This is a genomic window from Massilia sp. Mn16-1_5 (assembly GCF_004798585.1).
Lineage (GTDB): Bacteria > Pseudomonadota > Gammaproteobacteria > Burkholderiales > Burkholderiaceae_D > Telluria.
The window spans coordinates 23,354-29,353 of sequence record NZ_PPXQ01000033.1; the positions used below are offsets into that span (position 1 = coordinate 23,354).

The 6,000-nt window shown below is 68.1% G+C and carries 3 protein-coding genes and 1 pseudogene; 3 read left to right on the top strand and 1 reads right to left on the bottom strand.

Features of this window, described 5'->3' with window-relative positions; genetic code table 11:
• Positions 1–116 precede the first annotated feature (116 nt).
• Entirely contained in the window at positions 117–1,670 is a 1,554-nt protein-coding gene (locus C2862_RS24355; protein WP_168710160.1) for a PAS domain-containing methyl-accepting chemotaxis protein, read from the bottom strand.
• 162 nt (positions 1,671–1,832) lie between these two features.
• On the opposite strand from C2862_RS24355, the gene C2862_RS24360 reads away from it, so the two are divergent.
• The 3 genes and pseudogenes from C2862_RS24360 to C2862_RS25435 form a co-directional block, all read left to right on the top strand.
• On the top strand, positions 1,833–3,053 hold the full coding sequence (locus tag C2862_RS24360) for a metal-dependent hydrolase (RefSeq protein ID WP_136223547.1): 1,221 nt from the start codon (positions 1,833–1,835) through the stop codon (positions 3,051–3,053).
• 173 nt (positions 3,054–3,226) lie between these two features.
• The gene (locus C2862_RS24365) at positions 3,227–4,549 is read left to right on the top strand and encodes a sigma-54 dependent transcriptional regulator (protein WP_136223548.1); all 1,323 of its coding nucleotides are present in this window, start codon (positions 3,227–3,229) and stop codon (positions 4,547–4,549) included.
• Between the two features lie 455 nt (positions 4,550–5,004).
• Positions 5,005–6,000 (top strand): annotated as a pseudogene (locus tag C2862_RS25435) (hypothetical protein); the annotation flags it as partial.

Genomic DNA, 6,000 nt, shown 5'->3' on the forward strand with positions numbered 1-6,000 from the left:
CTCCTGCTGCCTGCCGCGCCGCGGGCTGCGGGACGGCTTGATGAGGAGGAGTCTATTGATGCAGGTCGGCAAAATCCTTGATTTGGATCAAAATTGCCCGAGCTGGGCAGCCGCGGTCAGGCAGCCGCCCCGAACTTGAACACCGACAGCGCCTGCGCCAGCCGCCCGGCCTCCTCCGCCACATTGTTCGAGGCCGCCGCCGACTGCTCGACCAGCGCCGCATTCTGGCGCGTGATCGCATCCAGCGCGGCCATGGCCGCATTCACTTCGCCCAGCTCGCCGCCCTGGGCGCGGCTGGCTTCGGTGATGTCGTGCATGATGCCGGCCGCGTCCTGTACCGAGGCGACGACTTCCCGCATGGTCTGGCCCGCTTCGCCGACCAGCAGGTTGCCCTGCTCCACCTTCTGCACCGAGTCCTCGATCAGGGCCTTGATCTCCTTCGCCGCGCCGGCCGAGCGCTGGGCCAGGCTGCGCACTTCGCCGGCGACGACCGCGAAACCGCGGCCCTGCTCGCCCGCACGGGCTGCTTCAACGGCCGCGTTCAAGGCCAGGATATTGGTCTGGAAGGCGATGCCGTCGATCAGGCCGATGATGTCGACGATGCGCGTCGCCGAGGCGCTGATCTGGCCCATGGTGGCGCCTACGCGTTCGACGGCGTCGCCGCCGCGGCCGGCGACGTTCGCTGCCGCGCCCACCAGGCCGTCGGCGCGGCGCGCGCTGTCGGCGTTGCGGCCGGCGGCGCCCGCCACTTGCTTGATGCTGCCTACTGTCTGCTCGAGACTGGCTGCCTGGGATTCGGTGCGGCCAGCCAGGTCGAGGTTGCCGGTGGCGATGTCGCGCGTGGTCTGTTCGATCTCGCGCACATTGCTGCGCACGTCGCCGACGATGGCCTGCAGGTTGATGTTCAGCTGGCGCAGCGCGCGAAGCAGCTGGCCGAATTCGCCGCTGTGTCCGCTATCCGGCAGGTGCGAGAGGTCGCCGCCGGCCAGGGCGTGCACGGCATCCAGCGCTTCGCGCAGCGGCGCCACGATGGCGTGACGCAGGGCGGCCCAGGCCGCCAGGGTGCCCAGCACGCCGAAGGCGGCCAGGCCCCGCCAGAGCGCGCCATCGGCCGCCAGGCCGAGTGCGGCCAGCAGCAGCGCCTGGCCGCCCATCGCCACGCCGAGACGGCGACCCAGCGGCCAGCGGCGCAGGCCCTGCAGGCGCGCAGCCAGGCTTGTCCCCACGGCGCGGCCGCCGCGGATCGCCAGCGCGCCCTGCTCGCCGGCGCGGAACTTACGGTACAGCTCGCTTGCGGCGGCGACCTGTTCGCGTGTGGGCGCGGTACGCACCGACATGTAGCCGACGACGCGTCCCGCTTCCTTGACCGGCACCACGTTGGCGACGACCCAGTAGAAATCGCCGTTCTTGCGGCGGTTCTTGACCATGCCGGTCCAGGGCTGGCCGGCCTGCAGCGTCTGCCAGAGGTCGGCGAAGGCTTCGGGCGGCATGTCGGGGTGGCGCACGATATTGTGCGCCTTGCCCAGCAGCTCGTCTTCGGCGAATCCGCTGACGTCGATGAAGCTGGGGTTGACGTAGGTGATGCGGCCCTTGGTATCGGTCTTCGAGACGATGGACTGGCCCGGTTCCATCCGGTATTCGATGCCGGTGACCGGCAAATTGGTGCGCACTGCGTTCTCCACTATTGCCGTACGGCAAAAATCAAAGCCCCGATTCTACGTCGGCCCCATCTGCGAAATCCTTGATCTAGGTCAAAAATTTACCCTTGACTGTTCGAAACCACGAGTATGTGCTGGGCCCGGCATTGCGGCGGACGGTGCTAATATTGCCCAATGGACAATCTTACTCACTCCCTCGTCGGTCTCGCACTCGGCGAACTGACCCACTGCCTGTTGCCGGCGCCAGTTGATGCGGCCGAGGCCAGTACCCGCCGCCGCCTGCTCCTGACGAGCGCGGCGCTGGCCAGCAATTTTCCCGACCTCGACCTGGTGCTGACACCGCTCGCGCCGGCCCCGCTCGGCTACCTGCTGCACCATCGCGGCCACACGCATACCCTGCTGTACGCGCTGCCCCAGGCGCTGCTCCTGCTGGCCGCAATCTGGCTGTTGTGGCCGGCGGCGCGCACCCTGTTGCGCAGGGATAGCGCAACGCGGCGCGGGCTGGCGGCGGCCATCGGGGCCGGACTGCTGCTGCATTTCGGCATGGATGCGCTCAACGTCTACGGCATCCATCCCTTCGCACCTTTCGATCCGCGCTGGTATTACGGCGACGCCGTCTTCATCGTCGAACCCGTGTTCTGGCTGGCGCTGGGTACGCCGCTGGCGGCGCACGTCGCGCGCCGCGGCTGGCGCCGGCTGCTGCTGGGGCTGTTGCTGGTGGTGCCGCTGCTGTTCACATTACAAGGTTTCCTGCAATGGGGTTCATACCTCCTGCTGGCGGCACTGTGGGCGCTGGCCCTGGTGCTGACGCGGCGTCTGGGCGAACGCGCGGCGCTGCTGGCCGGCGTCGCCGTGATGGCCGGCTTCGTGCTGCTGCAGGGCGTGATGGCGGGACAGGCGCGCGATGCCTTGCGGGCGGCGCTGCGCCAGAGCGCCCCCGCGGCGCAGATCCTCGACCTGCCCCTGTCCGCCTTTCCCGCCAATCCGCTGTGCTGGGGCGCGATCGCCATCACGCGCGAAGGACCGGACGCCTACCGCATCCGCCGCGGCGTGCTCAGCCTGGCGCCGGGCTTCACGCCGGCAGCGTCCTGTCCGATGAAGATCGGCGGAGTACGCGTGGCAGAAGGCAGGGAGCCGGTCGCCTGGTCCTGGGAAGAGCAAGGCTCGGTGGCAAGGCTGCGCGAGCGGATGGCGCGCGATTGCCGCTTCGCAGCCTGGCTGCGCTTTGCGCGCGCGCCCTCGCTGGCGCAGGGCAGTGCGACCGATGTGCGCTTCGGCGTCCCCGACGCGCCGAATTTCTCGACCCTGCCGCTCGATTCCGGCTCGCTCCCGCCCTGCCCGGAGAATGTGCCGAACTGGGGCCATCCGCGCGCCGATCTTCTCGGCCTGCACTAGCTTCGTCGCGCGGTCAAGCCCCGCGCATTGTCGAGTTGGTAACAAAACACGGCCATTTCAATTGTCGGGCATACAACTCCAATCATGCGGTATGCTTAACCCATAGTTACAGTCTTGTGGGGCGTAGCCAAACGGGGCTGTTCGCTGCCGCTGGCTTAACGCGAGGAGATTGGATGATTCCGAGACGATTACTCTGCATTTCGCCCGACGACCTGGTGGCAGTCGATTTGTTGCGGGCGGACATGCCCGACTGGCAGATCCGCACCGTGCGCAGTTTCGATGAAGCACGTTCGGAATTGCGCCAGGAAGCTTATCTGGTCGGGTTGTTGTTGCAGGTGATCGGCGGACGGCCGCATCTCGAGGTCGAGCGTTTCCTGCGCGAGTACAGCCATATCCACTGGGTCGGCGTGGCCAAGACCGACACGCTCGCGGCGCCGGCCTGGCGCGACCTGGTAGCCGACTACCTGTGCGACTACCACACGCTGCCGCTCGACACCCGGCGCCTGGCCCATACCCTCGGCCATTCGCACGGACATGCCCTGTTGCGCCGGCCGCGTGCGCGGCCGGGCACCGCGCCCTCCTCGCTGATCGGCAGTTGCGACGCCATGCTGCGCCTGCGCAGCCAGGTCGAGCGGGTCGCCAAGGTCGATGCGCCGGTACTGATCTGGGGCGAAAGCGGCAGCGGCAAGGAACTCACGGCCCAGGCCATCCACCGCCAGTCGCTGCGCTCGACCGGTCCCCTGGTGCCGATCAATTGCGGCGCGATCGCGCCCAACCTGATCCACTCCGAACTCTTCGGCTACGAACGCGGCGCCTTTACCGGCGCGGCGCGCGACAAGGTCGGCCTGATCGAGTCGGCCAACGGCGGCACGCTGTTCCTCGACGAAATCGGCGATCTGCCGAAAGACCTGCAGGCAAACCTGCTGCGCTTCCTGCAGGACAAGACCATCATCCGGCTCGGCGCCACGCGCGCCATTCCCGTGGACGTGCGCGTGATCTCGGCCTCGCACGTGGACTTGCAGCAGGCCGTAGCGCGCGGCGATTTCCGCGAAGACCTGTACTACCGGCTCTCGGTGTTGCCGGTCACGGTGCCCTCGCTGCGCGAGCGGCGCGAAGACCTGGTCGAACTGGCCGAACACTTCTTCCAGCTCCATTCGGCCGACAAGTCGCCGCGCCTGAAGGGTTTCAGCAGCAAGGCCCTGGCGGCGATCGCGGCCCACGACTGGCCCGGCAATGTGCGCGAGCTGATCAACCGTGTACGGCGCGCGCTGGTGATGGCCGACGGCAAATGGATCGAACCGGACGACCTCGACCTCGTCGTGCCCTCGCCGCCAATCGAGGCCGTGCTCGACGACGCACGCTGCAGTTCGGAGCGCCTCGCGATCCGCGCCTGCCTCGACCGCACCGGCCAGAACGTCAGCCGCGCCGCGCGCGACCTCGGCGTCTCGCGCACCACGATGTACCGCCTGCTCGCCAAACACGGCATGCGGCCCTGAGCGCCGCGCTCGCCTTCCCACCTCTCCGGTTCCAGACGGGCCACGGCAGCGCAGCGCGCTGCCTGTCTTCGTTTAATCCCCCCGGACGCTCAGCTCAGGCACAACCCGCCAGCTCGTATGCGCAGCCGGGTGACGTGCCAGAACCCCGCTGCTGGGCCACTCACCCTCGGTCGGACAGGTCCTACACCGGACTGCCAGTCAACTCGAGTGCGACAGTGTCCACCCCTAGCTCGGTTAAACGGTACACAAATGTTCCGAATCCGGTACACCCCGGTTGCCTTATTTTCCTAACAACAATTCCAATGCGCAATTCCGTCATTTCGTAGAGGAATTATGCTTGCACATCAAGGATTTGAGAATACTCATCCGCCCCTGGCATTCCTCTTGCATATGTCCGGGTTCAGCTGGTACGGACGCCAGTCGAACTCAACCACACACACCCTAGGGGAATTTGCATGAACAAGACTTTGCTCGTTACTGCCCTGTCGCTCGCTTTCGGTTTGAATGCACAAGCCCAGACGACAGATCCGACTACCGACTCTTCGACCACGGTGACCCAGCGCGGCAGCGGCGTGAATGCCAACGACGGCGGCACGGCCAGCATGGACAACAACTCGACCAACTCGGCCGACAACTCGAACCAGGGCAACAATTCCTCGACCAACTCGACCGACAACTCGAACCAGGGCAACAATTCGTCGACCAACACGGCCGACAATTCGAACCAGGGCAACGATTCGTCCTCGCGCGACAGCTCGGGCCAGAACCGCAGCACCGGCAGCGCGAGCGCCGCCGCGACCGGCGCGGTCGCCGCCAATAACGGCGGCACGGCAACGTCGACCTTCTCGAACTCCTTCAACACCTCGAGCGCGACGGCGAACAGCACCCTGAACGGCACCGTGACGGGCAACTCGATCAGCAACATCGGCAACGTCGCCAACAACATGGGCAACGCCAATGCCGGCGGTGCAACCGGCGGCGCAGGCGCGGGCGCCACGGGCGGCAACGCACGCGGCGACGGCGGCGCGGGTGCGGCCGGTACGGGCGGCCAGGCAGCGTCGGGTTCGACCGGCGGCAACGCCATGACCGGCAGCGCCAGCGGCGGCAGCGCCATGGCCGGCGCGGCGACGGCCGGTTCCGGCGGTGCCGGCGGCGTGGCTTCGAACGCATCGAGCGGCTCGGGTGCCGAAGGCGGCGCAGGCGGTTCGGGCGGTGCGGGTGGCTCGAGCGGCAACGCCGGCGGCGGCACCGCCGGTGACGGCGGCAATTCGGGCCGTACCGTGGCTGGCGCCGGCGGCGCAGGCGGCGGCACCGGCTCGGCAACGGGCGGCGCAGGCGGCAACGGCGCAGCCGGCGCAGCAGGCGGCATGGGCGGCGCAGGCGCGGCCGGCGGCAGCGGCGCAGCGGGCGGCACGGTGACCGTGGGCGGCGCAACCGCGACCGGCGACACC